The sequence below is a fragment of the Vescimonas coprocola genome (assembly GCF_018408575.1).
Lineage (GTDB): Bacteria > Bacillota > Clostridia > Oscillospirales > Oscillospiraceae > Vescimonas > Vescimonas coprocola.
The window spans coordinates 256,924-281,689 of the sequence record NZ_AP023418.1 but is presented as its reverse complement, the minus strand read 5'-3'; the positions used below and the strand labels follow the sequence as shown (position 1 = coordinate 281,689).

Here is a 24,766-nt window from a genome sequence, read left to right as displayed (position 1 = left end):
GGTGGAGAATTTTACTCGTTTTTGCCGGAGATTTCCGGGGAATGGCAGAAGAAAGCCCCGGCTGCACCGGGCAGCCGGGGCGGCGATCAGCCGAAGTATTTCTCCCGGAAGGGGACGCTCTCCACCTGAAAGCTGCGGCCCCGGAGGTAATTCAGCAGGCCGGCGTCCGTGGGGAAGTCGAAGGTCAGGCGGTAGGAATACAGAGCCTGCCGGGTCTCGCCGTAGCGGCGGTTCACCGACCCGTCGCCGTACTTGCCGTCCCCCAGCAGGGGGCAGCCCAAGTCCGCCATGGTGGCACGGATCTGGTGGGTGCGGCCCGTCAGCAGCTCCACCTCCAGCAGGGACAGCTCCCCACGGGTCTCCAGCGTCCGGTAGCGGGTAACGGCGGTCTTGCCGCCGGGAACGGGCCTGTGGTATACGGCCACCTGCTTTTTCTTTTCGTCCTTCAGCAGGAAGCAGGATACCTCCCCCTGCGGGGGCCGTGGCGCACCCACGGTGATGCAGAGGTAGCGTTTGTCGATCTCCCGATCCCGGATCTTCTGGTTGATGATCCGCAGGGTCTCGGCGTTTTTGGCGGCGATGACGATGCCGCCGGTGTTGCGGTCGATGCGGTTGCACAGCGCCGGGGTGAAGGCGTTCTCCCACCGGGGATTCCACTCCCGCTTCTGGTAGAGGTATGCCTGAATGTGGTTGATGAGGGTGTTGACCTTCTCCGTCTCGTCGGCGTGGACCACCAGACCGGGGCGCTTGTTCAGCAGCATCAGATTCTCGTCCTCGTAGACGATATCCAGGCTGGGGCGGAACAGGGTGAGGAACAGATTATCCTCCCTGGGCTTGTCGAAGAACTCGTCGTTGATGTATAGTTGCAGCACGTCCCCCTCCTGCAGGCGCTGATCCCGCTGGGCCCGGCCTCCGTTGACCTTGATGCGCTTGAGGCGGATGTACTTTTGCAGCAGGGCCGGCGGCAGCAGCGGCAGGGCCTTGGAGACGAAGCGATCCACCCGCTGTCCGGCGTCATTTTTCCCGATGGTCAGCTCCCGCATGGCGTGTTTCCTCCTTTGATGGATGCTGTTTAAGGCTATTGTACCTGATTTTCGGAAATTGTCAAAATATTTCGCAGAAAATGTTTGACAAGCCGGGTGCAATCCTCTATAATACTATTCGTGTCATTAAGAGGTGTACTATGCGATTGAATGTAAACCGACTGCTGCATACCCCCGACGCCAGTCAGGAGGTCCGGTTTGAGATGGATCTGTCTCAGCTGGATTTCGGCGGCGCTGCGCCCATTATCCGTCCGGTCACTGTGGAAGGCCGTATTCGGAATCAGGCCGGGGTTCTGCTGTGCCAGCTGGAGATGCATACGACGCTGCACTGCGTGTGTGACCGGTGCATGGAGGAGTTCGATGCGCCCAAGTCCGTTTCTTACTCGTGCGTTTTGGCCGAGGAGAAGCAGGAGGAGGACAGCGACGAGATCATCCTGCTGGAGCACGACGAGGTGGATCTGGCGGAATTGGCCAGAGATGCGTTCATTCTCGACATGGACACGAAAACTCTTTGCTCCGAGGACTGTAAGGGTCTTTGCCCCGGCTGCGGCGTGAACCTCAACCGGGAGCCCTGCCGCTGTAAAAAGCAGGTGGATCCGAGGCTTGCCAAGCTGGCCAGTCTCCTGCAGGAGAAGGAGTAAAGCGCTCTCTATACTATCAATTACTGCTCAGGCAGTTAAGACCAAGGAGGTGTCAACATGGCAGTACCCAAGGGAAAAGTATCCAAGCAAAGACGCAACAAGAGACGCAGCTCCGTGTGGAAGCTGGCGACTCCCGGTCTGGTGGCCTGCACCAAGTGCGGTGCGCTGCATCTGCCTCACAGAATGTGCCCGGAGTGCGGTACCTACAATGGCCGTGAGGTCAAGCAGGTCAAGTCCGTGGCCGCTGGCAAATAATGATCGTGTGTCCTTGACAGGCGGGAAGCGTGGCTTTCCGCCTGCTTTTCTTTTTGCAGGGAAGGTCTGTATGTATGGTGCCTGCTTCGGCGGGATATCATGGTCTGTGCCGCAGCATGGGTGATGCCGTGCCACGGCAGAAGATCGCCGCGGGGTGGTCGGAGGACACAGCTGCGAAAAGCCTGCCGCCATGCACAGAACGCAAGGCGCAAGCTTCATAATGAATCAAGCGCAGGGGAGACGAGCCGTCTCTCCTGCGCTTTATTTTACTCCATCTCATCCAGCGTCAGCCGGAAGCTGGGGAGGAAATGCTCCCGGAAATAGGTCAGCTCCGGCAGATGAAAATCATCCAGCGCCTGCTCCGTCTGCTCCGCCGCCCGGCGGAACTCCAGATTCCCGGCCTTCAGCTCCTCCAGACATTTGATGTGGGCAGACAGCTTGTCCGCCGCCTTCACCAGTTCCTCCACCTCCGGGTCTGTGGGGGTCAGGGCCTCGGCAAAGTCCGGCTGCAGCTCCGGCGGCAGCATCCCCACCAGCTTGCCGCAGGCGATGTGCTCCACCTGCTTATAGGCATCCCGGATGGCGGGATTGTAGTACTTGATGGGGGTAGGCAGATCCCCGGTGAGGATCTCGCTGGCGTCGTGGTACAGGGCCGCCACCGCCACCGTGCCGGGGTCCACCCGGCCACCGAAGCAGCGGTTGCGGATCACCGCCAGCGCATGGGCCAGCACTGCCACCTGATGGCTGTGCTCCTGAATGTTCTCCGGCTGACTGTTACGCATCAGCGCCCAGCGGGAGATGAACCGCATCCGGGACGTATAGGCAAAAAAGTGTTCCATGTTATGTCACCTCTCCCATCAGGATATCGTTTACTACGCCTGTGATCTTCACATGACGAACGGTGTTATGGTAATCCTCCTGTGTCTGCACCTCCACCGGCATATAGTTGGGGGCATGGCCGGCGGCGCAGCCGTCCTTGCGCTGCTCGAAGAGCACGGGATAAGTCTGGCCCACGCAGCCCTGCAGATAGGCACGGTGCAGCTCCGCCGCCACCGCCGACGCACGGGCGGCACGCTCCTCCTTCACCGGGCCGGGGACCTGCTCCATCTCCGCCGCCTTGGTGCCGGGGCGGATGGAGTAGGGGAAGATGTGCATCTGGGCAAAGTCGCAGCGGCGCAGGAAAGCCAGCGTCTGGGAGAACTCCTCCTCCGTCTCGCCGGGGAAGCCGCAGATCAGGTCCGTGGTGATGGCGGGCCGGGGAAAGTACTGCCGCAGCAGAGTCACGGACCGGAGGAACCGGGCGGTGTCGTACCGGCGGTTCATGCGCCGCAGGGTGGCGTCACAGCCGGACTGCATGGACAGGTGGAACTGGGGGCAGAGGTTGGGGAGCCGGGCGGCCCGGCGGCAGAAATCCTCCGTCACGGTGCGGGGCTCCAGACTGCCCAGCCGCAGGCGCATCTCTCCCGCCGCCTGCGACACCGCCTCCAGCAGGTCGATGAGGCTGCGGCCGTCCTTGAAATCCTGTCCCCAGGAGGAGATCTCAATGCCGGTAAAGACCACCTCCCGGTAGCCCTCCCGCCGCAGCTGCTCCGTCTGGCGCACCGCCTCCTCCAGCGGTAGGGACCGCACCGGCCCCCGTGCGTAGGGGATGATGCAGTAGGTGCAGAAGTTGACGCAGCCGTCCTCCACCTTCAGCATGGCCCGTGTCCGGGCCGCCATGCCTCCGGCAGGCAGCACCTCGAAGGTGCGGCGGCGCAGGGCCTCATCCACCGCCACACGGCTGCGGTGGTCCTCCGCCGCCTGCTCCAGCAGGGTCAGAAACTCCATCCGGTCGCCGGTGCCGCCGATGAGGTCGATGCCCAGCTCCTGAGCCTCCGGGGTGTGGGTCTGCACATAGCAGCCGCAGGCAGCCACCACGGCCTGGGGATTGCGGCTCTTGGCCCTGCGGATCATCTGCCGGGATTTTTTATCGCTGACGGCGGTGACGGAGCAGGTGTTGATGATGTAGGCGTCCGCCGGGGACTCAAAGTCCACCAGCGTGTGGCCACGCCGCTGAAGCTCCTGCTCCATGGCCTGCGTCTCGTATTGGTTGACCTTGCAGCCGAGGGTGTAAATAGCAACTCGCATGGGGATTCTCCTTGCACTTTGCGGTTTTCTCCGATATAATAAGAATTTGTCTACATTATACGGTATCCGGCCGCCGGTGGCAAGAGGGTCTTTGCCCCTCCCCCCTGTCCGGCGCCGGTTTTTCTGAAAAAACGGGAGGTCTGCGCTATGATCTATCTGGACCACGCCGCCACCACGCCCCTGCCGGAGGCTGTGGCGGATACCATGTACGATGTGCTGCGCCATCAGTTCGGCAATCCCTCCGCCCAGTATCCTCTGGGCCGGGAGGCCAAGGAGCTGGTGGAGGAGGCACGCCGCACCATCGCCGGGGCGCTGGGGTGCCAGCCATCGGCCCTGCACTTCACCTCCTGCGGCACGGAGTCGGACAACTGGGCCATCCGGGCCGCCGCATGGCAGGGCCGCCACACGGGGCGGCACATCATCACCACTGCTGTGGAGCACAGCGCCGTGCTGGAGCCCTGCCGCCAGCTGGAACAGGAGGGGTATGAGGTCACCTACCTCAAGCCCGACCGCACGGGGCATATCTCCGCCGGGCAGGTGGCGGAGGCCCTGCGGGAGGACACGGTACTGGTGTCCGTGATGCTGGTGAACAACGAGACGGGGTGTCTCTTCCCTGTGGCGGATATCGCCCGGCTGCTGAAGGAGCGGGGGAGCCGTGCGCTCCTCCACTGCGACGCCGTGCAGGGCTTTCTGAAGGTTCCCTGCGCTCCGGCGGGGTGGGGCGTGGATCTGATGAGCCTGTCCGCCCACAAGATCGGCGGCCCCAAGGGCATCGGCGCTCTGTACGTCCGTCCGGACCTGCGGAACCTGCGGCCCCTGCTGGCCGGCGGCGGGCAGGAGGAGGGGCTGCGCTCCGGCACGGAGGCCACCGCTCAGATAGCGGGCTTTGCCAAGGCCGTGGCGCTGCGGCAGGAGGGGCTGGAGGAAAAGCTTGCCCACATGGCCCGCATCAAGGCCTACTGCCGGGAGCGGCTGCTGAGCATCCCCGGCGTGGTGCCGGTGGGCGGCGGCGAGGCCCCCCACATTCTGGCGGTATCTCTGGTGGGCTATCCCAGTGCCAACGTCATCAACGATCTGGGCAGTCAGGGCATCTGCCTGTCCGCAGGCTCCGCCTGTCACCGGGGCAAGGCCAGCCGGGGCTATGCCGCTCTGGGGCTGGATAAAAGGACCGCCGCCGGGGTGCTGCGGCTCAGCTTCGGGCCGGAAACCACGGAGGGCGACATCGACGCCCTGTACGAGGCGCTGCTGCGCCACAAAAATACGAGATTTTCCATGCTGTGAGGTTAACCATGCTGCAATGTCTGAAACGTGAACCGGGCTTTTACCGGTATCTGTGGGGTCTGACCGGCCCCATCGCCCTGCAAAACCTTATCACCTTTACACTGGGCCTGATGGACACGCTGATGGTCAGCTGGCTGGGCAACACCCAGATGGCCGCCGTCACCACCGCCAACGTGCCGGTGTTCCTGCTGATCTCCATCGTGTTCGGCGTGCAGAGCGGCCTGAGCATTTTGGTGAGCCAGTACTGGGGCAAGCGGGATATGGAGCACATCAGCCGTGCCATCGGCGTGGCGGCCATGCTGGGTACCGGCCTGACGGTGGTGCTGGCGGCGGTGCTGTACCTGTGGCCGGTGGAGATCATGGATCTGCTGTCCAATAACCATGAGTTGTCGGTGCTGGGTGCGCCGTATCTGAAGCTCATCGGCATCTCCTATGTGTTCAATATGCTCTCGTCCCTGTATGTCAGCGCCCGGCGCAGCGCCGAGGACGCCGGCTTCGGCATGAAGCTGTTTGCCATGTCCACGGTGCTGAACACGGGGCTGAACTACCTGCTGATCTTCGGCAAGTGCGGCCTGCCTGCGCTGGGCATTCAGGGTGCCGCCGTGGCCACCCTGTTGGCCCGCATCACAGAGTTCGCCGTGTGCAGCTTCTGTGCCGTCCGCAGCAGGCTCCTGCCCATCCAGTGGCGGGCCTTCTTCCGCCCCGGCTGGGAGATGCTCCGGCGGTTCGTGAAGTACTCCTCCCCTGTGGTCCTCAATGAGACGGCATGGGGCCTCGGCAACAGTATGCTGACGGTGATCTTGGGCTACACCGACAACTCCGTAGAGATGCTGGCAGCCAACGCCGTGATGGGCAACCTCAACCGCCTGTTCCTGGTGGTGTGCTTCGGTCTGGGTGCCGCCACCGCCGTGATAATCGGCAAATCCATCGGTGAGGGCCGCAGCCATCAGGAGGTCATGGACCTGAGCCGGACACTGTTGGTGTTCACGGCGCTGGTGGGTGCGGGGCTGACGGCCCTGTCTCTGCTGCTGGTGCCGACGCTGTTCGTGCCGGTGGTGTTCCCGCTGTTCAAGCTCTATGGAGAATCCGCCGCCATCGCCACGGCGCTGGCGGTGACGGGCTTTCTGTCCATCCCCCTCCACGCCTACTCCATCTCCGCCGTCACCGGCGTGCTGCGGGCGGGCGGCGACGTGTTCTGGTCCACCCTGCTGGACGTGGGGCCCCAGTGGTGCATGGCCCTGCCCCTGACGGCGCTGCTGGCGCTGGTGCTGAAGGCGGACTACTGGTGGATCGCCGCCGCCATCCAGTCGGAGAGCCTGCTGAAGGTGCCGCTGTGCGCCCTGCGTATCCGCACGGGACAGTGGATCCACGACGTCACCGTCCGAAAGGAGCGTGGGCAATGAGCCTGTTCGTCTGCCCCATCTGCGGGGCGGCGTTGGAGCGGGAGCCGGGGCGCTACCGCTGTCCGGCGGGCCACAGCTATGACGTGGCCCGTGAGGGCTACACCCATCTGCTGCCCGCCAACCGCAAGCATTCCAAAATGCCCGGTGACGACAAGGGCATGGCCGCCGCCCGCAGTGCCTTTCTCAGCAAGGACTACTACGCCGCCCTGCGGGATGCCCTGTGCCGTCTGGCGCTGGACTATGCCCCGGAGCATCCGGCGGTGCTGGACACCGGCTGTGGCGAGGGATACTACGCCAGCGCCGTCTACCGGGCGCTGCGGGATGCCGGAAGGATGCCGTGCATGGCGGGGACGGACATCTCCAAGGCCATCCTCCGCCGGGCCGCCAAGCGGGAAAAGGATGTGGAGTTCGCCGTAGCCTCCTCCTATCACCTGCCGGTGGCGGACCGATCCATCGATCTGCTGCTCAACTGCTTCTCTCCGCTGGCGCTGGAGGAATTTCGGCGGGCGCTCCGGCCCGGCGGCACGTTTCTCTATGTGGTGCCGTCGGAAAAGCACCTGTGGGAGCTGAAGCAGGTGCTCTATGACCACCCCTATCCCAACGAGGTGAAGGAGACTCCCTACGAAGGCTTCGCCTACGCCGAGATCCGCCATGTGGAGGACCGCATCCGGGTGCTGGGGCAGGAGGACCTCCACGCCCTGTTCCAGATGACCCCCTACTACTGGAAAACTCCCAAGTCCGGCTGTCAGCGTCTGGCGGCGCTGGAGGAGCTGGCGGTCACCATCAGCTTCGATATCCATGTCTTTCGCCGGGAGGCGTGAGGCTGCCAAAGCTTTCTCTGCCGATGGGCGCTGCTATGCAGCGCCCACTTTTTGTGAAACTCTCTGTTTTTTCTTGACATATTGCGCTCTATATTATACATTATAATCATAATTTGTCGTCATCTGGTGTAAAAAAGGAGGTATCCCATGAACCGTTTGTTCCGCCGCCTGTCGCTTCTTCTGTGCGTCCTACTGCTGCTGATAACGGCTCTCAGCGGCTGCGGTACATCCCCTGCCGCTCCCTCTGGCCCCTCCACACCTCAGGCCCCCACGGCGGAGGACGAGGCCCTGCGCCGTGCGCCCTTCCAGCCGGTCATTACCTGTGAGCTGGCCGGGGAGGCGGAGACCCTGACGGAGGAACAGCAGCAGGCCATCCTCTCCTATACCACCATGCTTTGCACCGCTCTGGCCCGACCCGATGATCCTCTGCCGGAGGAGCCCTATACCACGGACACCCTGCGTCAGGAGGCACTGACCCGTGGCTTCCTGTGGTCCAGCTATATCTGGGGGGAGCAGCGGGTACAGGTGTATCCCATGAACCCTATTTACCGCAGTGAGGATGCGGTGGAGGTGTGGGCCTCTCTCCGGGTGGAGGCCAATTATTCCAGCGACCTCACCCAGACCACCGGCGATACCTTCGGCTACGGCTCTCTGCACCATCTGACCCTGAACCGTACCGCCCAAGGCTGGCAGGTGGTGGGCGACGACTGCGAGGAGTCCGATCTGTGCGGCTATCTCAGCGGCTGCGGCACCGCCTCCCTCCCGTCGGAGGACATCCTCGCCGGCATCCAGAATTATCTGGACCTGCGGGCCGCCGTCATGGCCGGGCGAACCCCCGCCGCCCCGGCGTGCTGCACCGCTCCCCTGCGGGAGGATGCACAGGCTCTGGCGGAGGCCGCCGTGGACGAGTACGCCGTCATTTACGATGTACAGTGCCGCCCCGCCTACTTTGCCCCCATGCAGCAGAGCGGCGAGACGGTGCAGGTGACCTTTCGGGAGATCCTACGGGTGGATCACCTGCGGCAGGGCGTCATCGCCGCCACACGGACCTCCGTGGATCATACCCTGACCCTCCGGCGGCAGACGGACGGCTCGTGGCAGGTCTGCGGCGACAGCTATGAGGCGCTGGGACACACCTGCGCCGTCACGCCCTGATGGGCAGCTTTTTCAGGATATAGCTTTAGGAAAAAACCGGCAGACGCATGGCGTCTGCCGGTTTTTGTTGGCTGCACCGCCATCGGCATGGTCATGCCCAGATAGGTGATCATCTCGCCGTAGTAGGCAAATGTATAGGAGATGAATCCGTACAGCAGGCTAAAGAGCACCATCAGCACCTGTCCGATGGGGTTTCCCTTGGCGTTGAAGATAAGCGACGTGACGCCTATCAGCGAGGCGGCCAGCGTCAGATAATTCTCCCGGTCAAAGACGCAGAAGGATCCGACGATGAACACCACCGACAGGCCCCACAGGAGCCTCTCGGCTCTGGAAAAATATTGCAGCAGCTTTCTCCACATAAGGTCGGCCTCCAAAAAAACAGCACCCGCATACACATCTTCTAAGACCTGACGATGTGCAAACGAATGCTTTCCCATCTACTGCTCGGTAGCAATATCCATATAACAGGAATGTTTTACCATGAAAACCTGCAAAATTTCCCATAAACGACAGGGCGGCGCAGAGTTTTTCTACGCCGCCCTGTGGGTTTTATGGTTTTCTCATGGGGTGTGTGGGCTTCCCTGCCCCGTTACCGCAGCGCCACGCCCTCCGGCGTGAAGCGCAGGCTGCTCTCATAGCAGGCCCGCACGGCCCGGACAAAGGTCTCCACGTCCCGGCTGCCCATGGTCTCGAAGCAGGAGTGCATGGCCAGCTGGGCCATGCCGATGTCCACCGTGGGGATGGGCAGCTTGGTGTCGGCGATGTTCCCCAGCGTGGCCCCGCCCATCTGATCGGGGCGGTTGGCGTAGTGCTGCACCGGCACCTCTGTCCGGCGGCAGAGCTCCGTAAACACGGCGGCGGACACGCCGTCCGTGGCGTAGCGGGGGGAGTGCTTCACCACCACGCCTCCGTTGGGCACCGGGGCCTCGTTGGTGTCCGCCAGCTCCGGGTGGTTGGGATGGCGGGCATGGCCATTGTCGCAGGAGAGCATCATGCTGTCCGCCAGCAGCGCCCGGTGGTCGGCGGCGGAGAGGCCCAGCGCCTCCGAGATGGCCGCCAGCGTCTCCGGCAGGAATACGGAGGCCGCCCCCTGCTTGGTCTCGGAGCCGATCTCCTCGTTGTCAAACACGCACAGCACCGGCACCATGTCCCGCTCCTGCGCCGTCAGAAAGCCCTCGGTGCAGGCAAACACACAGGCCAGATCGTCCAGCCGGGGGGCCGACACGAACTCGCCCTCCGGCCCCCAGACGGTCCCCGGCTGGTTGTTGTACAGCACCAGATCCCCGGCTACCACGTCCTCCGGGGCGCAGTCCGCCGTTCTGGCCACCTCCCGATAGAAGCTGCCGCTGCCGGTTCCGGCAGCGTACAGGGCCACCAGATCACGGGCCGGGTCGTACTTGACTCCATTGTTGGTCTCCCGGTTCAGGTGGATGGCCACACGGGGGATCAGGGCCACATCCCGCTTCAGATCCACCAGACGGGCCTCCAGTCCGCCCTCCCGGCGGACCAGTACCCGACCCGCCACACTGAGGGGCCGATCCAGCCAACTGTCATTGATCATGCCGCCATAGCGCTCGGCGGACAGGCGGATATATTCCCCTGTCAGCTCCGCATGATCCCGCAGACGGAAGCAGGGAGAGTCGGAATGGCTGGCGGTCAGCAGGAAGCCGGCGGGGGCCTCCTGTGGGATGCGGAAAGCCATCAGAGAGGAACCGTTCTTGGTGGTGAAGTACTTCCCTCCTGCCGTCAGCTGCCACCGGCCGGGCCGCAGCTCCGTGTAGCCCTCCCGCAGCAGACGCTGGCGCAGCTCCTCCACGGCGTGGAAGCAGTCGGGGCTGCGCTGGATGTATTGCAGCATTGCAGAGATCATCTTATTCTTCCTTTCTCATCATGGGTGGCTGCTCTCCCGGAGAGCAGCCACAGCGTATGGTATGGAAAAAGGGTGCGCTGCCGGAAGCAGCACACCCTTTCGGACGGTGTGGTTCAGTGCAGAAGCAGCGTCAACAGCCAGATACACAGGCCGAGGCCGCCCAGAAACGCCAGTGCGATCAGCAGGGACGCCTTCATGGTGCCCAGCAGGAACGCCCATCGGTCGCCTCTGGACAAGGGCGGCACATAGTCGCCGTCGGACGGCTCCTGTTGCTTCTTCCGGGAGGTCCCCTCTTTATGACCGAACAGGGGCGGTCGGTCCAAACCGGACATATCCGCTACCGTGCGGCCGTCGTCCTCCCACTCCTTGTGCTGGTCGCTCATGCCTCGTCGTACAGATGGCAGACCACATAGTGGCCCGGCTCGATCTCACGCTGCTGAGGCACCTCGGTCTTGCACTTCTCCATGCAGTTGGCGCAGCGGGTATGGAACTTGCATCCAGCCGGCGGATTCGCCGGGGAGGGAATGGAGCCCTCCAGCACGATACGATCCATCTTTACCGTGGGATCCGGCACCGGGATGGCAGAGAACAGGGCCTTGGTGTAGGGGTGCAGCGGGTTGCGGAAGATGTCCTCCGTAGCGCCGTACTCCACCAGATTGCCCAGATACATGACACCCACCGTGTCGGAGATGTACTCCACCACGGACAGATCGTGGGAGATGAAGAGATACGTCAGGTTGTACTTTTCCTGTAGATTCTTCAGCAGGTTGATGATCTGAGCCTGAATGGACACGTCCAGAGCCGACACAGGCTCGTCGCAGACGATGAACTCCGGGTTCAGGGCCAGCGCACGGGCAATGCAGATACGCTGCCGCTGGCCGCCGGAAAACTCGTGAGGATAGCGGTCCTTGTGGAAGGGCTGCAGGCCACAGTTATCCATGACCTGATCGATGTAATCATCGAACTCCTCCTTGCTCACCAGACCGTGCTCACGCACTGCCTCGCCGATGATCTCGCCCACGGGCATACGGGGCTGCAGAGAGGAGAAGGGATCCTGGAAGATGATCTGCATCTTCGTGCGCATATCCCGCATTTCCTTGTCGGAGAGGGCGTACACATCCTTGCCGTTAAACAGCACCTGACCGCCGGTCTTTTCGCCGGCCAGACGCAGGATGGTGCGGCCGGTGGTGGTCTTGCCACAGCCGGACTCGCCCACCAGACCCATGGTAGTGCCGCGCTTGAGGTTAAAGGTGACGCCGTCCACGGCCTTCACATGGCCTACGGTCTTGCTGATCATACCGCCCTTGATGGGGAAGTGCTTCTTCAGATCCTTGACCTGCAGAATGTACTGGGGATCATACTCCACCGGCGTTTCAACGGCTTTCTTCTCGTGTGCCATGGTTATTCACCCACCTTTCCGTCAAAGTAACGATAGCAGCTGACCATATGCGTGGGGGAGAGCTGGATCATGTGGGGATACTCGCCGCTGCACTTCTCCACCTGCATCTCGCAGCGATCCTTGAAGTAGCAGTAGTCCGGCATATTGATGGGGTTAGGCACCTTGCCGGGGATGGAGTACAGCTTATCCACCTTCTTGCCCACCACGGGCTTGGAGGCCATCAGGCCGATGGTGTAGGGGTGGGCGGGATTGGCGAAGATCTCCTCCACCGTACCCTTCTCCACCACACGACCGGCGTACATGACCACCACGTAGTCCGCCATCTCTGCGATAACACCCAAGTCGTGGGTGATGAGCATGATGGAGGAATTGATCTTGTTCTTCAGGTTCCGCAGCAGATCCAGGATCTGGGCCTGAATGGTCACGTCCAGAGCCGTGGTCGGCTCATCAGCGATGATCAGCTTGGGGTTGCAGGACAGGGCCATGGCGATCATGACACGCTGGCGCATACCGCCGGACAGCTCGTGGGGGAACATATTGTACACGCCCTCGCAGTTGGCGATACCGGCCATCTCCAGCAGGTGGATGGAGCGTTCCTTGATCTCCTCCTTGCTCTTACCCTCGCCGTCGTGGAGGGCAATGACCTCGTCCAGCTGAGCGCCGATGCGGAACACCGGGTTCAGGCTGGTCATGGGCTCCTGAAAGATCATGGACATATAGTTGCCCCGCAGATTCTGCATCCGCTCCGTGGGGGTCTTGGTGATGTCGTAGCACTTGCCGTTGCCGAGGTTCAGACGAATTTCGCCGTCCACGATCTGGCCCTGCGGCCGCTGCAGCAGCTGCATGATGGAGAGGCTGGTAACGGACTTACCGCAGCCGGACTCGCCCACCACGCCCACGGTCTTGCCGATGGGGACGTCGAAGGAGACGCCGTCCACAGCACGGACGGTACCCACATCCGAGAAGAAGTAGGTATGCAGATTCTCGATCTCCAGTGCGTTGTTGGGATCCTTCATCTGAGTCAGATACTCGGACTCCGGCACATTCTTGCGCTTATGGCGCTTTTCCAGCTGATCTGTGATGCGGCGATTCTCACGGGAGATGCGCCGGGATTCCTTAGCGGACAGATAGCCGGTCTCATTCTTCTTAGACATACAGGCTCCTCCTTTCTCAGCGCTTCATCTTCGGGTCGAACGCATCCCGCAGACCGTCGCCGGCCAGATTGAAGGCCAGAACCGTCAGCAGAAGCAGCAGACCGGCGGGGATCCACACCCACCAGTAGTTGGTCAGCACGTGGGTGTTATTCACGTCGCTGATGATGTTGCCCCAGGAAGCGAAGGGGAACTTCACGCCCAAGCCAAGGAAGGACAGGGTGGCCTCGGTGATGATCACGGAGCCCAAGCTCATGGTGCAGTTGACGATCAGCTGAGGAATGACGTTGGGGATCAGGTGCTTGAAGATCCGGCGGGAGACGCTGATGCCACAGGCCTCGGTGGCCGTCATGAACTCCTGCTCACGCAGGGACAGGATCTGGCCACGGACCAGACGGGCGATACCGGCCCAGCCCAGGAAGCCCAGGATCAGCATCAGGTATATCATTCGCAGCCAGCCATCCACACGCTGAGCGTCCATGGCGGCGCCCAGAATGATGATGATGGGCATGGAGGGGATGCAGTAGAAAATATCCACCACACGCATGATGAGGTTATCCACCCAGCCGCCGAAGTAACCGGCAATGCCGCCGAAGATGACGCCGATGACCGTCTCAATGATGATCACGATGAAACCGATCATCAGAGACACACGGCCGCCGTACATCAGTCGGGTCAGCATATCCATGCCGTAGCCGTCGGTACCCATCAGGTGCTCCTTGCTGGGAGCGGAATACTTATCGTACTGGCGGCTGGTCTGCTCCTGCAGAACGGACCAGCTGTTGGTGGCAGCGTCGAAGGAGATATCATACTCCGCCGTAGCGCTCTGGGGCGTGTCATCAGGCATCTGACTGTCGTCGGGGGTGATGGCGCTGTTGGTACCGTCCTCCTCATCGGTGGCGGGTTCCTCATCCACGATGAGGGACTCGTCGGTGTAGGTGAACTTTTCGCCGCCGGCGTTGATGGTGTCGATGAGCTTATCCTTGAAGTCACGGGACAGGAACACGTCTGGCATCAGAGCCTGCACCACGTAGGGGCTGACATAGGCCACCTCGGTGGTGCCGTCCATGACGCTGCCGCTTTCATCCACGGTGTAGGTCTTGCCGTTCGCCGTGAAGGTATCCGCACCGTCGGTGAGATAGGCCTTCAGGGCCTGATAGGTGAACTCGAAGGACAGGGTGGCGTCCGAAGCGGAGGGACTCACCACGCTCTTGTAGGCAAGACCCACCACCTGACCATTTACGGAGACGCTGTAAAAGTCCTCCGCCTCCTTGGTCAGGGTGAATCTGTTGTCACGGTAGGTAAAGCCGTCCTTCTGCTGTTGGATGGCCAGCATAGCCTGCGCCTGAGCAGGCAGGCCGAACACGGAATCGTCCGCCGAAGAATAGCGGAACTCCGTATTCTTGATGACCGCCGCAAACTCCCGGCGGATGGTCTTATCGGCGTAGAAGAACTTATCCTGCTCATAGGGGGAGATCAGTCCGCCGATAAAGGAGAAAACAAACATGAACACGAGGATCGCCATACCGGTCACCGCCAGGCGGTTCCGGAAGAAGCGCTTGGCCACCAGCATACCGGGGGACAGCACCTTCACACGGCGGTCGTCGTTCAGAGAATAGTGCTCCTCCGCCGGCTTCTGGTCGGCGTGCTCGATCTCTTCATTCAAAGTATCCTTCAGATTCTCGTTATGATCTGCCATCGTTTATTTCCTCCTTTCTTAAGCGATACGTACACGGGGATCGACCACCGCATACAGGACGTCGGAGATCAGGTTGCCCAGCAGGGTCAGAATCGCCAAAAACGTCAGATAGAACATGGAGAACGGGATATCGCCGCCCACCATGGCATTATACGAGGTCATGCCGATGCCGGGGATGCCGAACAGGGTCTCGGTAATCAGAGCGCCGGAAAACAGACCCGGCAGACTGCCGCCGATGATGGTGACCAGCGGGATCAGCGTGTTGCGGAAGGCGTGGTGATAGATGACCTTCCGCTCGGACAGGCCCTTGGCCCGTGCGGTACGGATGTAATCGGCGTTCAGCACCTCCAGCATATTGGTGCGGGTGTAGCGCATCAGGGAACCGACGCTGATGACCACCAGCGTCACGATGGGCAGCACCAGGTGATGTGCCTTGTCCCAGAACTGACCGGCTGCAGACAGCTGCTGATAGTTACGGCCGATGAGACCGTACAGGTCGAACCAGCCCAGCTTCACGGAAAAGACCAGCTTCAGCAGGGATGCAAAGAAGAACGTAGGCAGGGAGATACCGGCCAACGCAAAAACAGAGATGGCATAGTCCGTCCTGCTGTACTGCTTGGTGGCAGCCAGCACGCCCAAGGGGATGGCAATGATGATCTCCAGAATGAAGGCGATACCGCCCATGATGAAGGACAGCCACACCGTTTCGTTAAACTTCTGGAGCACCGGCACCGTGTACAGCCAGCTGTCACCGAAGTTGCCAGTGAACATCTCGCCCATCCACGCAAAAAAGCCGGAAATGATCCCGCCGTTCATATGATACATCTCTTCCAGCTGGGCCAGCCACTCCTCATAGCCCTTGGAGCCGGGCGCCATAGCCTTCTGCTGTGCCATTCTCTCGATATAGGACGTCGGGAGACAGCGCATCAAGCCATAGATGATGAACGAAACAAAGAACAGGATCACAATGGAAATCAGTATTCTTTTCAAAACATATTTTCGCACAAATTCAACCTCCGTTCTGATGATACAACGGGCCGGCGCCGCTCAGACGCCATGCCGCAAAGCCCACTGCACATCAGGCAGCGACCTGCATATTTTTTGAAAGTCGCTTCCCGATATGCAGCCGGGGCGAACCGGTGACCGCAGTGGCCACCGGTTCGCCGGGTCTGCTCAGTCAGTCAGCAGGACTGACCGGATGCCATTATAAGCAAATTGCTTACTTCAGCTCCATGTTCTGAATCTCGCTCATCCAGCCATAGAAGGTGGTGATATCGGGAGTCACAGTGTCGATGTTGACACGCTCGGTGCTGAAGATGATAGCGTTCTGACGCTGATAGACAGGCACCTCGGTAGCCCAGTCAACGATGGTGTCCAGGCAAGCCTTGTACAGGGTCTTACGATAGGACTGATCCAGAGACTTACGAGCCTCCAGGATCATGTTATCCAGCTCCTCGTCAGCGACGCAGTACATGTAGCTGGAGTTACCCTGATCGGGACCACCCATGGGGTTGTAGCCATTGCCCATGTCGCCGTTGAAGTCGGCAACGTCGGCGTAGTAGATCTGATACATATCAGGATCCACAGTGGCGTTCCAAGCGGCACACCACATATCTACCTGACGGGCCCGGATGCCATCCCACAGAGCGGTAGAATCGGACAGGTCGGTGACCACGATATCCATACCGATCTCAGCCAGGGCCTTCTTAGCCTCGGTGACCATCATGAAGGAGGGGTGGTTGCCGGTACCGTCGGCAGGGATCTGAACCTCATACTGCATCTTGGCACCCTCAGGAGCGGCAGTGATCTTGCCGTTCTCGACGGTATAGCCGGCGGCCTGGAAGAAGCCCAGAGCAGCGGTCTTAGCGGCGGCATACTTGTCATCGGCGCTCATGCCGGAGGTGTAGATGGGCTTGCCATCGACATCCACGGAGAAGGCCACCTGATAGCCGGCGTCAGTTGCCTGAGGAGCAGCCCAGGAGGTGTTGGAGATGGGGTAGTTGATCACGCTGGCACGCTCGCCATAGTAGGACTCGACGCTCAGCTCACGGTAAGCGGCAAACACAGTGGCCAGACCCTTACGCAGGTCCTTGGAGGCCTTGGAACCGGGATCGCCGCCCACGTTCACGGCCACAGAGGAGATGCCCATGTAGCCGTAGCCCAGGTTATCCACGGTGTTGACGGTGATCTTGTCGCCGTTCAGCTCGCCGTTGCTGTTCTGCTGCTGGATAGCGTTCACGGTGTCGGCGCTGAAGGAAGGATCGGCGATATCAATGGTGCCGGTGACGACGCCGTTGAGCTTATCGGTCTCCTGAGACTCCAGGAAGTTGACGTACTTGATCTTGGGAGCGCCCAGATAGTAGGAATCGTTGGCCTCGAAGTTCACAGTACCGTTCTCGAACTTAACGAACTTGTAGGGGCCAGCGCCCATGGGCTGGGTGGTGACGGAACGGACATGGGACAGATCGCCCTTGTCGAAGCCGAACTTGTTGTTGGCGTAATCGTACTTGTCCTTCTCACCATAGTAGTGCATAGGAGCGATCATAACGCCCAGCTGATACACGGCGGTAGCGGAGACCTCGCTGAGCACAACACGCATGCTGTAATCGCCGGTCTTCTGGATACCGGTGATGCTGGCAGCGGACTCACCGAAGGTGACAGCCTTGGTGGAGGCGGCGTACACATCCGCAGGCAGCAGATCGGACAGAGCGGAACCGGCAGTCTCAGCCTCCATGGCGGAGAAGTTCCAGTCATACTTGGCAGCAATGGCCAGGAAGAGATCCTTAGCGGTAGCATCGTCAGCCAGGCCATCGAAGCCCCAGCCGGCAGCAGCGGCCTTGACATCGCCCTCGGCAACGCCGGCGTTAGCGACCATGTAGTCCACGATCTCCTGAGCGAACTTCACACCGCCGTCGTTGACGGCATCCCAGAAAGCCTTCTGAGTGGCCTCGTCAACCACGGAGAAATCAGTGCTGCCCTCACCCAGCTCGCCCAGATACTTGGACATGGTGGACATACCGGAACGGTACTCGGCCATACCCTGAATGGGCTGAGCGTACAGGGTGGCACCACCGTCATAAGTGGGGTCGCACAGAACGTACATGGAGAAGATGACGTCGTCGATGGTGATGGGCTCGCCATCGGAGAACTTCAGATCGTCACGCAGGGTGAAATCATAGTACACGGTGCCGTCGGGGTTCTCGCTGACGGTCATGTCGGCAGGACCATAGTAAGTATAGTCGGTGCCATTGTAGCTGCGGGTCTCGCCCTTGATGCCCTTCTCAACGATAGCGCCAGTACGGTCGCTAGTGAGCAGGGGGAGTGCGGTCATGATGTAAACATCCTGATCGTAAGCAGTCTCTGAGAAGAAGGGGGAGAACTTGCTGCTGAACGGGGAATAACCCACGACCAGCGTGTCTTTTGCGCCGGAATTGCCGCCATCTTTCTTGCCGCATCCGACGACCAAGCTCAGGCACATCACAACGGAAAGCGCAAGAGCAAGGATACGAGTTACTTTTTTCATTGGGATCCTCCTTAAATATATTTGAACAAAACGGATATCGCTATCCGACGTTCACACATGAAGCATCAGTCCGCTGTTTCCTTCGGCGGCCCTTCCCACGGCAGGGTCTGCACATAGCGCCGCAGCAGCCATGCCACGGCCAGAAGCGCCGCCTTCAGCAGAAGGCACAGCAGCAGCCCCGCCAGCCGTCCCGCCGTCCCGTGGACGATCATGCACAGCGCCGTTCCCAGTATTCCGGCCCCGGCGGCGCACATCACCAGCACGGCCCGTCCCGGCAGCGCCTGAACGGTGGCCTTGTAGACGTAGGCCCGCAGCGTCTCGCCGCCGGACGTCAGCCGCACCAGCGCCCAGACGACGCTGCCCACGGCTCCCACCTCCACGAGATAGGGCAGGATCTGGAACACACAGTGGGACATGGCCTCGCCGGAGAAGCCTCCCGCCAGCACCAGCACCACCAGCACGATCCCCAGCGCCCACAGCCGCAGGAGCACCTGCTTCCAGCCGTCCCCGGCAAAGTGGAAATGGCTGCCGTCATAGATATAGGCCCCGGTAAGATCCCGATGAAAATCGTTGAGATAGGCACGGCGGCCAGCCTGTTTTTTCTTCTTGTCAGCCATGCCTGCTCCTTCCGAGGGCCGCCTCCGGCAGCCGCTGAGATCATGGTACACACAGTAGGCGTACATTTATTGCCTTTCTGTGAACACCGATGTTTCTATGATTCTACCACAGTTCCGTCTGCATTTCAACACAAACATCAACTTTTTTTGTCATTTTGCAGAATTTGTACCTTCACCCCGGTTTTTTTGGTAAATAGCAGATTTCCGAAGAAAAATTTCGGCAGAAGTAACAAAGTTTCACAGGAATATCAGCACATGAAAAAAGCTCTGACTTCCTCCGGCATCATTTTCCATGGCCGTCGGTCATCTTTCCTCTCAAATGACGTGCCGCTTCATCGACACTTCCGTCTCCCGCTTCCGTATCCATTTTCGGATACAACTGTCTACGCAAAGAGCGGCAGGACCTGCGTCAAAGGGGGGAGAACCGCCGTAAGGCGGTTCTCCCCCTTTGCTATTCTTTCTTCCCCACCAGATCAGTCGATGGTCTTCATGTCAAAGGTTTCGCCGGTGGTGGTCTTCCAGACCATGGCCGTGATGACCTTATCATTTCCGTTCCGGTCCAGCACCTTGCTGCCGTAAACCGCCACATACTGGTTGGATCCGCTGCCCAGCGCCGCCGTATACAGAGACGCCGTGCCGGCGGAGATGGTGTTGCCGTCATCCGTCAGGATAAACTTGCTGGTATTATCCCTCTGACCGATGTTGATGGCCATATTCTTGGTCTCGGAATCTCCGGCCTGCTTGCTGATGTCAAAGGTGTTGTCCAGAATCGTGATCCCGGCCGTGCAGTTCCAGCCGATGCGTTCGATCTTTACCGGACGGGTGCTGGTGACTTTGTTGTTCACGAAGGTAAACTCCTTCAGGGAGTGGACACTCTCATCTGCGCCGGTACCCCAGTAGCCGGTGCCTGCACGCCACCAGATGGGGTTGGAGTTATTGGCATAGATCGCATTGGTGTAGTTGTTGAAGGTGCAGCCGTCAAAGATTGCCTTCTCCGCCGGGCAGGAGCCCACGACGATACCGTTGAAGGTGCAGTTCTTGAAGGTGATGGAGTGCAGATAGCTCCACGGAGAGGTGTACATCTGGATATCGAAGCTCACCACGCCGTTGAAGGTCATGTTCTCGAACACCACATCGCTGTTGCCGGGAACCAGCATATAGACGGAAGTATCCTTCAAATTGTCGATGGAGGAATAGCCCGTGGCGGCGCTGTTGATGGTGCCGTTTTTGAACACAAAGGTGTATTCGCCAGCCTTTGCCGGGGCCGCAGCATAGCTGTTCAGCTTGGTGCTGCCCAGCATCACACCCTTGCCGGTGTAGCCGGAACTATGCTCGCTGTAAGCGATATCGCCGGCATCCGTGTTGCCCAGCGCGACTTCCACCGGATCATGCTTGCCGGTAGCCTCGTTGGTGGGGATATCCGCCAGCGTCAGATTGGTGTTCAGGGCCTCGTGAGAGGTCACATAGGGCATCGCCGGATACTGGGCGTTGGCATCATAGGTATTGTTGAAGCTGTCGCTCTCCACGGTGTCCTGCGCAGCCACCACAGTGATGGCGATGCCGTCAATAGACTTATTCATGTAGTCGTTGCCGGCGCTCTCCTGCATCTTGCCGGAGATGGTCAGCACATCGGCATCCACGGTCTCACCGTTCTTGGCGGCCAGATGGTGCTCCTCGCCCAAGGCGTAGGCCGCACCGTCCAACGTCACGGCCCAGTCGATGACGTTGTTCAGCTCGGCATCGCCCCGAATACCGCTGATGACCAGCTTGTACTTCAGGGCCAGATTGCCGTTGTTCACCACACGCAGCTCCGGCAGGGTATAGGTGCAGCCCGGCTCCCACAGAACCTGCTCGCCCGCAGCAGCCTTGACCCAGTTCAGTGTCTTGCCCTCGGCGGAGACCCACTGGCCAGCGGCATCCTTCATTTCCAGCGCCACATCCAGCTTACCGGCCTGAATTTTGTTGACGTTGGTGCTTGCGGTGTCGGTGAACTATGCGAAGGTAGCGCCTACCAACATGGCCAGGCACAGAACCATGGCCATGACGCTGCCCAGCAAGGCCCGTTTGGTACTCTTGCGGTTTGTCATAGTATCTTCCCCCTAATTTTTTTGCATGTGCGGGTCTTGGCCGTTGGGCTTTTGCGGAAACTGCCACAAAGGGAATACGGATCGCCACAGCCCGTGTGAGCACTGGCTTCGCAATAACAGACGCATTTTTCGGAAATCCGTATTTTCCTTGAACCCTCCTTATCGTTTCTTTGAAACGATAAAAGCCCATGGGCTTTTCGCCGCACACTTGATAGTTGCATCATAACACCGTTTCCACCAAAACGCAAGTACCATTCGTCAAATTTCGTCATCATTGATAAATCCATCCCTCTACTTTTACCGGATATGTGCAAGAAAGGGACGTATTCGGCACACTCCCTCTGAAAACCGCATTATGTTGCTTACCTCGAAGCCCTATGCCTTCGCAAGCATAAAAAGAGGAGATATCCTTTCGGATATCTCCTCTTGTGTTGGCGCCACCTATCTTCCCGGGCCGTCTCCAGCCAAGTATTGTGGGCAGAAGCGAGCTTAACTTCCGTGTTCGGGATGGGAACGGGTGGACCCTCGCCCTAATCAGCACCAACTATGAAAGCTTACACCTTCAAAACCGAACAAAGAAGAGGATGGAAGGAAGGCCATTGCCTGCATAAATCGTAGGTCAAGCCCTCGGGCTATTAGTACCGGTCAGCTGCATACATTACTGCACTTCCACCTCCGGCCTATCAACCAGATCGTCTTTCTGGGCCCTTACTCCATAAAGGATGAGAGATCTCATCTTAGGGAGAGTTTCACGCTTAGATGCTTTCAGCGTTTATCTCGTCCGTACATAGCTACCCAGCTATGCCCTTGGCAGGACAACTGGTGCACCAGAGGTACGTCCATCCCGGTCCTCTCGTACTAAGGACAGCTCCCTTCAAATCTCTTACGCCCGCAACAGATAGGGACCGAACTGTCTCACGACGTTCTGAACCCAGCTCGCGTGCCGCTTTAATTGGCGAACAGCCAAACCCTTGGGACCGAATACAGCCCCAGGATGCGACGAGCCGACATCGAGGTGCCAAACCTCCCCGTCGCTGTGGACGCTTGGGGGAGATCAGCCTGTTATCCCCAGGGTAGCTTTTATCCGTTGAGCGATGGCATTTCCACTCACATACCACCGGATCACTAACTCCAACTTTCGTTACTGCTCGACCCGTCGGTCTCGCAGTTAGGCTCGTTTATGCGTTTACACTCAATGCACGATTTCCGTCCGTGCTGAACGAACCTTTGAGCGCCTCCGTTACTCTTTTGGAGGCGACCGCCCCAGTCAAACTGCCCGTCTAACAGTGTCCCCCGACCGGATTCACGGCCGCAGGTTAGGAAACCAGCAATACAAGAGTGGTATCCCACCGGTGACTCCACATAGCCTGACGACTATGCTTCCAAGTCTCCCACCTATCCTGTACATGCATTACCGATTCCCAGTATTAAACTGCAGTAAAGCTCCATGGGGTCTTTCCGTCTAGTTGCGGGTAACTGGCATCTTCACCAGTACTACAATTTCGCCGGGCGGGCTGTTGAGACAGTGCCCAAATCATTACGCCATTCGTGCGGGTCAGAACTTACCTGACAAGGAATTTCGCTACCTTAGGACCGTTATAGTTACGGCCGCCGTTTACCGGGGCTTCAATTCAATGCTTCACCTTAAGGTTGACATCTCCTCTTAACCTTCCGGCACCGGGCAGGCGTCAGCTCATATACGTCATCTTTCGATTTAGCATAAACCTGTGTTTTTGGTAAACAGTTGCTTGGGCCTATTCACTGCGGCCCCTTTCGGGGCTCCCCTTCTTCCGAAGTTACGGGGTCAATTTGCCGAGTTCCTTAACAACCCTTCTCCCGTTGGCCTTAGGATTCTCTCCTCATCTACCTGTGTCGGTTTGCGGTACGGGCACCTTAGCATACACCGGAGCTTTTCTCGCCTCTCAGCATCGCAGACTTCCCTACTATATTTCAGTCCCTTTCGCCCAGCTCTACCAACGGCTGGGTTCTGCTATCTGAAAGTGTCCTTCCGGTTTAAGGTTCGGTGGCTACGGAATTTCTACCGTATGTGCATCGACTACGCCTTGCGGCCTCGCCTTAGCTCCCGGCTTACCTTGGGCGGACGAACCTTCCCCAAGAAACCTTAGATTTTCGGCCATTATGATTCCCACATAATTCTCGCTACTCATTCCGGCATTCTCACTCGTGTACAGTCCACCGCTCCTTCCGATGCGACTTCACCCCCATACACGACGCTCCCCTACCACTGTCTTTAGACAATCCCAAGCTTCGGTTGTATACTTAGCCCCGTTACATTTTCCGCGCAGAGTCACTCGACCAGTGAGCTATTACGCACTCTTTTAATGAGTGGCTGCTTCTAAGCCAACATCCTGGTTGTTTTCGCAACTCCACATCGTTTTCCACTTAGCATACATTTGGGACCTTAGCTGTGGGTCTGGGCTGTTTCCCTTTTGACAATGAAACTTATCTCACACTGTCTGACTGCTATCCATCAATTATCCGGCATTCAGAGTTTGATAGGGTTCAGTAAGCTTATCGCCCCCTAGCCCATTCAGTGCTTTACCTCCGGTAATCTAAGATAACGCTAGCCCTAAAGCTATTTCGGGGAGAACCAGCTATCTCCGAGTTCGATTGGAATTTCTCCGCTAACCACAAGTCATCGCCGGTCATTGCAACGAACGTGCGTTCGGCCCTCCATGAGATTTTACTCTCACTTCAGCCTGCTCATGGTTAGGTCACCCGGTTTCGGGTCTATGGCAACGAACTTTATGCGCCCTATTCAGACTCGCTCTCGCTTCGCCTCCGGTACTGAATACCTTAAGCTTGCTCGTTACTATAACTCGCCGGACCGTTCTACAAAAAGTACCTCATCACACTTTAACGTGCTTTGAGTGCTTGTAAGCACAAGGTTTCAGGTTCTCTTTCACTCCCCTCCCGGGGTCCTTTTCACCTTTCCCTCACGGTACTGCTCCTCTATCGGTCATCAGGTAGTATTTAGGCTTGGATGGTGGTCCACCCGTTTTCCCGCGGGGTTTCACGTGTCCCGCGGTACTCTGGATACTCGCTGTCAGCTTCCTCTTTCACGTACGGGGCTCTCACCCTCTGTGGCCGGCCTTCCCATGCCGTTCTGTTAGATTCTTCTGATCGTGATGCAAGTCCTAACCCCGGAGAATAAATCCTCCGGTTTGGCCTCCTCCGTGTTCGCTCGCCACTACTTACGGAATCTCGGTTGATGTCTTTTCCTCGCCCTACTTAGATGTTTCAGTTCAGGCGGTTCCCCACGTACACCTATTTTGTTCAATGCACGTTACTGGAGTATTGCTCCAGTGGGTTTCCCCCATTCGGAAATCTCCGGATCACAGGATATTTGCTCCTCCCCGAAGCTTATCGCAGCTTGTCACGTCCTTCGTCGGCTCCTGATGCCAAGGCATTCCCCTTGCGCTCTTTATAGCTTGACCTATTAGAGATATTTTGGTTCTCTATAGTTGAATTATGCAGGCAATCACAGATCTAGCAAAATTGTAATTGTTACCCTCTTCTTTCACAGAAGTGTTCCACAATTAAAATTCACAACTTTTCTTTCAAGTTTCCTTGAAAGACCTCTCTGTTGCCTTGCTTTCATCACTTTCTTCTTTGTTCAGTTTTCAAGATGCAAGCTCCAGCCTCTTTTGAAGCCAGATCTTAAGATCCAATC

The 24,766-nt window shown here is 59.1% G+C and carries 19 protein-coding genes and 2 rRNA genes; 6 read left to right on the top strand and 15 right to left on the bottom strand.

Annotation, left to right across the window (positions count from 1 at the left end; translation table 11 throughout):
• Positions 1–86: 86 nt before the first annotated feature.
• On the bottom strand, positions 87–1,043 hold the full coding sequence (locus KJS28_RS01400) for an RluA family pseudouridine synthase (protein ID WP_213541447.1): 957 nt from the start codon (positions 1,041–1,043) through the stop codon (positions 87–89).
• A 140-nt stretch (positions 1,044–1,183) separates the two neighbouring features.
• Between KJS28_RS01400 and KJS28_RS01395 the strand changes: the two genes are divergently transcribed.
• The gene (locus KJS28_RS01395) at positions 1,184–1,684 is read left to right on the top strand and encodes a YceD family protein (protein WP_213541446.1); all 501 of its coding nucleotides are present in this window, start codon (positions 1,184–1,186) and stop codon (positions 1,682–1,684) included.
• A gap of 57 nt (positions 1,685–1,741) precedes the next feature.
• Positions 1,742–1,939 (top strand): 50S ribosomal protein L32, encoded by a 198-nt coding sequence (rpmF, locus tag KJS28_RS01390; protein WP_021858452.1) that lies wholly within the window; start codon positions 1,742–1,744, stop codon positions 1,937–1,939.
• A gap of 266 nt (positions 1,940–2,205) precedes the next feature.
• Here rpmF and yfbR read toward each other — a convergent pair whose 3' ends face one another.
• Positions 2,206–2,778 (bottom strand): 5'-deoxynucleotidase, encoded by a 573-nt coding sequence (gene yfbR / locus KJS28_RS01385; RefSeq protein WP_213541445.1) that lies wholly within the window; start codon positions 2,776–2,778, stop codon positions 2,206–2,208.
• A 1-nt stretch (position 2,779) separates the two neighbouring features.
• Entirely contained in the window at positions 2,780–4,066 is a 1,287-nt protein-coding gene (gene mtaB / locus KJS28_RS01380; RefSeq protein WP_213541444.1) for a tRNA (N(6)-L-threonylcarbamoyladenosine(37)-C(2))-methylthiotransferase MtaB, read from the bottom strand.
• A gap of 147 nt (positions 4,067–4,213) precedes the next feature.
• On the opposite strand from mtaB, the gene KJS28_RS01375 reads away from it, so the two are divergent.
• The 4 genes from KJS28_RS01375 (at position 4,214) to KJS28_RS01360 (ending at position 8,726) form a co-directional block, all read left to right on the top strand.
• Positions 4,214–5,347 carry a cysteine desulfurase family protein gene (locus tag KJS28_RS01375; RefSeq protein WP_213541443.1) on the top strand — a complete coding sequence of 378 codons (1,134 nt, stop codon included), beginning with the start codon at positions 4,214–4,216 and terminating at the stop codon, positions 5,345–5,347.
• Positions 5,348–5,355: 8 nt separating this feature from the next.
• On the top strand, positions 5,356–6,750 hold the full coding sequence (locus tag KJS28_RS01370) for an MATE family efflux transporter (protein ID WP_213541442.1): 1,395 nt from the start codon (positions 5,356–5,358) through the stop codon (positions 6,748–6,750).
• Complete coding sequence (locus KJS28_RS01365; protein WP_213541441.1) at positions 6,747–7,571, top strand: putative RNA methyltransferase; 825 nt, start codon at positions 6,747–6,749, stop codon at positions 7,569–7,571. Before KJS28_RS01370 ends, KJS28_RS01365 begins: the two co-directional genes overlap by 4 nt.
• A gap of 147 nt (positions 7,572–7,718) precedes the next feature.
• A complete protein-coding gene (locus KJS28_RS01360; RefSeq protein ID WP_213541440.1) occupies positions 7,719–8,726 on the top strand; it encodes a hypothetical protein in 1,008 nt (335 codons plus the stop codon).
• Here KJS28_RS01360 and KJS28_RS01355 read toward each other — a convergent pair.
• From KJS28_RS01355 to KJS28_RS01300, 12 genes are all read right to left on the bottom strand, one after another.
• Complete coding sequence (locus KJS28_RS01355; protein WP_213541439.1) at positions 8,687–9,085, bottom strand: nicotinamide mononucleotide transporter; 399 nt, start codon at positions 9,083–9,085, stop codon at positions 8,687–8,689. The genes KJS28_RS01360 and KJS28_RS01355 overlap by 40 nt on opposite strands.
• Before the next feature lie 230 nt (positions 9,086–9,315).
• Positions 9,316–10,596 carry a M18 family aminopeptidase gene (locus KJS28_RS01350; protein WP_213541438.1) on the bottom strand — a complete coding sequence of 427 codons (1,281 nt, stop codon included), beginning with the start codon at positions 10,594–10,596 and terminating at the stop codon, positions 9,316–9,318.
• Between the two features lie 113 nt (positions 10,597–10,709).
• Positions 10,710–10,979: a hypothetical protein gene (locus KJS28_RS01345; protein ID WP_213541437.1), complete on the bottom strand. Its 270-nt coding sequence runs from the start codon at positions 10,977–10,979 to the stop codon at positions 10,710–10,712.
• Entirely contained in the window at positions 10,976–11,995 is a 1,020-nt protein-coding gene (locus KJS28_RS01340) for an ABC transporter ATP-binding protein (protein WP_213541436.1), read from the bottom strand. Before KJS28_RS01340 ends, KJS28_RS01345 begins: the two co-directional genes overlap by 4 nt.
• 2 nt (positions 11,996–11,997) lie before the next feature.
• On the bottom strand, positions 11,998–13,011 hold the full coding sequence (locus KJS28_RS01335) for an ABC transporter ATP-binding protein (RefSeq protein ID WP_337363215.1): 1,014 nt from the start codon (positions 13,009–13,011) through the stop codon (positions 11,998–12,000).
• Positions 13,012–13,165: 154 nt separating this feature from the next.
• Positions 13,166–14,845, bottom strand: coding sequence for an ABC transporter permease (locus KJS28_RS01330; protein ID WP_213541435.1), 1,680 nt, complete (start codon positions 14,843–14,845; stop codon positions 13,166–13,168).
• Between the two features lie 18 nt (positions 14,846–14,863).
• Positions 14,864–15,850, bottom strand: coding sequence for an ABC transporter permease (locus KJS28_RS01325; RefSeq protein ID WP_213541434.1), 987 nt, complete (start codon positions 15,848–15,850; stop codon positions 14,864–14,866).
• Between the two features lie 214 nt (positions 15,851–16,064).
• On the bottom strand, positions 16,065–18,368 hold the full coding sequence (locus tag KJS28_RS01320; RefSeq protein WP_213541433.1) for an ABC transporter substrate-binding protein: 2,304 nt from the start codon (positions 18,366–18,368) through the stop codon (positions 16,065–16,067).
• A 65-nt stretch (positions 18,369–18,433) separates the two neighbouring features.
• Entirely contained in the window at positions 18,434–18,985 is a 552-nt protein-coding gene (locus KJS28_RS01315; RefSeq protein WP_213541432.1) for a hypothetical protein, read from the bottom strand.
• Between the two features lie 473 nt (positions 18,986–19,458).
• A complete protein-coding gene (locus KJS28_RS01310) occupies positions 19,459–20,910 on the bottom strand; it encodes a hypothetical protein (RefSeq protein ID WP_213541431.1) in 1,452 nt (483 codons plus the stop codon).
• A 591-nt stretch (positions 20,911–21,501) separates the two neighbouring features.
• A 5S ribosomal RNA gene (rrf, locus tag KJS28_RS01305) occupies positions 21,502–21,617 on the bottom strand.
• A 70-nt stretch (positions 21,618–21,687) separates the two neighbouring features.
• Positions 21,688–24,530 (bottom strand): 23S ribosomal RNA (locus tag KJS28_RS01300).
• Positions 24,531–24,766: the final 236 nt, after the last annotated feature.

Bases quoted from the DNA above. Each gene is read 5' to 3' on its own strand.
- KJS28_RS01400 (WP_213541447.1), bottom strand. From the start codon at position 1,043: ATGCGGGAGCTGACCATCGGGAAAAATGACGCCGGACAGCGGGTGGAT.
- KJS28_RS01395 (WP_213541446.1), top strand. From the start codon at position 1,184: ATGCGATTGAATGTAAACCGACTGCTGCATACCCCCGACGCCAGTCAG.
- rpmF (WP_021858452.1), top strand. From the start codon at position 1,742: ATGGCAGTACCCAAGGGAAAAGTATCCAAGCAAAGACGCAACAAGAGA.
- yfbR (WP_213541445.1), bottom strand. From the start codon at position 2,778: ATGGAACACTTTTTTGCCTATACGTCCCGGATGCGGTTCATCTCCCGC.
- mtaB (WP_213541444.1), bottom strand. From the start codon at position 4,066: ATGCGAGTTGCTATTTACACCCTCGGCTGCAAGGTCAACCAATACGAG.
- KJS28_RS01375 (WP_213541443.1), top strand. From the start codon at position 4,214: ATGATCTATCTGGACCACGCCGCCACCACGCCCCTGCCGGAGGCTGTG.
- KJS28_RS01370 (WP_213541442.1), top strand. From the start codon at position 5,356: ATGCTGCAATGTCTGAAACGTGAACCGGGCTTTTACCGGTATCTGTGG.
- KJS28_RS01365 (WP_213541441.1), top strand. From the start codon at position 6,747: ATGAGCCTGTTCGTCTGCCCCATCTGCGGGGCGGCGTTGGAGCGGGAG.
- KJS28_RS01360 (WP_213541440.1), top strand. From the start codon at position 7,719: ATGAACCGTTTGTTCCGCCGCCTGTCGCTTCTTCTGTGCGTCCTACTG.
- KJS28_RS01355 (WP_213541439.1), bottom strand. From the start codon at position 9,085: ATGTGGAGAAAGCTGCTGCAATATTTTTCCAGAGCCGAGAGGCTCCTG.
- KJS28_RS01350 (WP_213541438.1), bottom strand. From the start codon at position 10,596: ATGATCTCTGCAATGCTGCAATACATCCAGCGCAGCCCCGACTGCTTC.
- KJS28_RS01345 (WP_213541437.1), bottom strand. From the start codon at position 10,979: ATGAGCGACCAGCACAAGGAGTGGGAGGACGACGGCCGCACGGTAGCG.
- KJS28_RS01340 (WP_213541436.1), bottom strand. From the start codon at position 11,995: ATGGCACACGAGAAGAAAGCCGTTGAAACGCCGGTGGAGTATGATCCC.
- KJS28_RS01335 (WP_337363215.1), bottom strand. From the start codon at position 13,011: ATGAAGGATCCCAACAACGCACTGGAGATCGAGAATCTGCATACCTAC.
- KJS28_RS01330 (WP_213541435.1), bottom strand. From the start codon at position 14,845: ATGGCAGATCATAACGAGAATCTGAAGGATACTTTGAATGAAGAGATC.
- KJS28_RS01320 (WP_213541433.1), bottom strand. From the start codon at position 18,368: ATGAAAAAAGTAACTCGTATCCTTGCTCTTGCGCTTTCCGTTGTGATG.
- KJS28_RS01315 (WP_213541432.1), bottom strand. From the start codon at position 18,985: ATGGCTGACAAGAAGAAAAAACAGGCTGGCCGCCGTGCCTATCTCAAC.
- KJS28_RS01310 (WP_213541431.1), bottom strand. From the start codon at position 20,910: ATGAAGGATGCCGCTGGCCAGTGGGTCTCCGCCGAGGGCAAGACACTG.